Origin of the sequence: Bacteroides caecigallinarum, from assembly GCF_021530995.1 — a bacterium.
In the GTDB taxonomy this organism is placed as follows: Bacteria; Bacteroidota; Bacteroidia; order Bacteroidales; family Bacteroidaceae; genus Phocaeicola; species Phocaeicola faecigallinarum.
On record NZ_JADYTF010000201.1, the window covers coordinates 1 to 2,673 of the forward strand.

The following is a 2,673-nucleotide window of genomic DNA, read 5'->3' on the forward strand; positions in this document are numbered from 1 at the left end:
TTTGAAAATGTTTTGCAAAAGGTTTGCAAAGCCTTATTAATTATAGCACTATTCACAATCTTGCTATTCAATCACTGAACAGCTTGTATTTCATTTTTATATTTTCTGTTCTTTATTATTCGGTTTTTTATTGAACAAAAAATACGAGTAAAAAAATATATATGTCAAATATAATATGTTGATATTCAGTGGATAATTGTTCTATTGAACAAATCCTATTGAACAATGGATAATAAAGTGTCTGATAGAATCTCTTAATTATTAGAAGCTATCTGATACTAGTAAATCATCAGTTATATCATCTTCAAGATCAGAGCGCAAAACTTGTACAAAGGTGTTGTCCTCAAGAATATGAATCCATACTGTATCCTTTCCAAATAAAGTCTTGCTGCCTATTATTTCAACACTCTTACCTTTATATTTCATTCTGGTTTAATCTTTAAATCACTACTCTTCCGGAAACGTTTTCCCGTTTGCTATTCCGTTTGCAAATTATGTTTTCTGCAAACGGACCTGCAAACGGAATTGTTTATGATAGCTCTCGTATTCTTCTGTATCTCACGTTGTTAGTTACACTATCCTCCGTTTGCAAAATTTCTCCTTCATTTACTAATTCTGCAAACAAACGGGAAACCTTTGAGCGGTCTTTTTCCTGTAATTTCAGTAACATGCGAGCTTCCGTATTATTTATAGTCTCTATAGAATCCAAATATCTTAAGATTGCCTCCATAGGACGATTACCATTGTTACTGCGTATCAAGAACTCCCCGCGGCTTGTACGATGTAACTGTGACGAGAAAGGAATTTCCAGAACCAGCAAATCTTTTCCTTTTACCTTTATTTTATGAGGTGTAAGTGTTATAGTAGGTTCTGTGCGGTCTTGTACCTGATGAATAAGTTCATAAACTTTTTCGTCATCATATACGAAATTATTGTTTACTTCCTTTGTTCCATCAACTATACCTATAAACAGGAATCCACCCTTGTTATTCGCAAAGGCTACCACATCTCTTGCTGTCTCATCATACTTAGGAGCAAAGTTCTTCATTGGTTTGCCAAACAATGTCTTATCCTCAAGTTGTTCCTTGAAATCCATGATATCGCACTCTCCGCGTTCGAGCAAATTATAAAACCATTGAACACTTAACTTTGTATATTTTCTCATATATGAAGTTTTTAGGTATTGTTTAAATAGCGTTTAAAATCTCCTGTTGTTTTTCATCCTTCATAAAGAAATTACAAAACTCTTTGAGCTGTTCCTGCATACGCTCCTGTGGAATGAGGATACGTTTGTATTCAGCAATCATAGTAGGACTCATGCAGCGGTTCATGGCATATTCCACAACTACCCGGTCTGATTCAGGGCAAAGAATGATACCGATAGACGGATTTTCATTGGACCGCTTCACATCTCTGTCGAGTGCTTCCAGATAGAATTCCAACTGTCCCAAGTCTTTAGGATGGAATTTTGTCTTTTTAAGTTCTACTGCCACAAGAGCCTGCAAACCTCTATGGAAAAATAACAAATCAGCTTTGTAAGTCGATGCACCAACATTCAAACGGTATTCCTGATCCATAAAGATAAAGTCTTTTCCCAGTTCAAGAATAAACTGCTTCATGTGTTCTATCAGCCCGTTACGCAATTTCGTTTCACTATGTTTCTTCGGAAGTCCGAGAAAATCCACAAACAGAGTATCTTTAAACATTATCGGAGCATCGGGATAAGCCTCCAACATACCTTTCGACATATTACTTTTATTCCCTAATAGTGTTGCGTATGTCTGGTTGGATATACAGCGTTGCAGTTCCCTCTTTACCAAATGTTCTTTGTGAGCATAAAGGATATAAAACAGACGTTCTTCCTGACTACGACAGCGGCACAGTATCTCAACGTGATTAGTCAATGTGGTCAGATTCAACAGGCTCATAAATTGTCCAGTTTTTGGCTGGACAATTTCGTCATTGCTTGCCGTCAATTGTGCAGATTCTGTCTGCACAATTCCATTAGAAAAGAATTGCTGTACGGTGTTTCTGAACGCTTCAGAAGAATATTCATCATAAAACATCACCATATTGTAAATGCTGCTACGACTGTATCCTTTCAAATCGGGACGATGTGAACGGATATATTCGGAAAGCTGTGTAACAACCTTGCTACCCCATTCTTCGCTTTTCAACTTTCCGGAGACATAAGCTCCTACACTCCATGCAGTGAGCAACATTTCTTCATTTACTGCTTTCGAAGCGCGGCTACGATGCTGAAGTATTATATCAACGACCTCACCAAACTGATGTTCCTGTGAATGTATAATGTTCTTGCTTTCCATAAACTTCTCCTTTCGTTTGTTCTTAATCCTTTATGCTGACTTCTTCCTTCTGAAATATGGTCTTCTTTATTATATCGCTATGTTTTTTGCCATATATTTTCTCATTTTACCTGGCAAATAATGCATTCAAAGATAAACATTTATTTGGAATGGTGTTTTCAGTTTTTAGATTTTTATATCCTCTGGAAATATAATATTTACATCTTGCTGTCGGTTTATGAAATCATTTATAAGAGCTTGTATCATTAGCTTCTTTATGATAAAGATACACAGATATAGTATCAAGGTGAACATTTTAATGGAATTATGGTAAACACTCAGATTGCCTACATAAAAGTCATCAACA

At 35.9% G+C, this 2,673-nt stretch carries 3 protein-coding genes; all 3 read right to left on the bottom strand.

Annotated elements, in window-relative coordinates; all coding sequences use genetic code 11:
• Nucleotides 1–261: 261 nt before the first annotated feature.
• Nucleotides 262–426: a hypothetical protein gene (locus I6E24_RS15930; RefSeq protein WP_235329651.1), complete on the bottom strand. Its 165-nt coding sequence runs from the start codon at nt 424–426 to the stop codon at nt 262–264.
• Nucleotides 427–529: 103 nt separating this feature from the next.
• The gene (locus I6E24_RS15935; protein WP_235329653.1) at nt 530–1,165 is read right to left on the bottom strand and encodes an AlbA family DNA-binding domain-containing protein; all 636 of its coding nucleotides are present in this window, start codon (nt 1,163–1,165) and stop codon (nt 530–532) included.
• Between the two features lie 22 nt (nt 1,166–1,187).
• Entirely contained in the window at nt 1,188–2,327 is a 1,140-nt protein-coding gene (locus I6E24_RS15940) for a PDDEXK nuclease domain-containing protein (RefSeq protein WP_235329655.1), read from the bottom strand.
• Nucleotides 2,328–2,673 lie beyond the last annotated feature (346 nt).

Bases quoted from the DNA above. Each gene is read 5' to 3' on its own strand.
- I6E24_RS15940 (WP_235329655.1), bottom strand. From the start codon at position 2,327: ATGGAAAGCAAGAACATTATACATTCACAGGAACATCAGTTTGGTGAG.
- I6E24_RS15930 (WP_235329651.1), bottom strand. From the start codon at position 426: ATGAAATATAAAGGTAAGAGTGTTGAAATAATAGGCAGCAAGACTTTA.
- I6E24_RS15935 (WP_235329653.1), bottom strand. From the start codon at position 1,165: ATGAGAAAATATACAAAGTTAAGTGTTCAATGGTTTTATAATTTGCTC.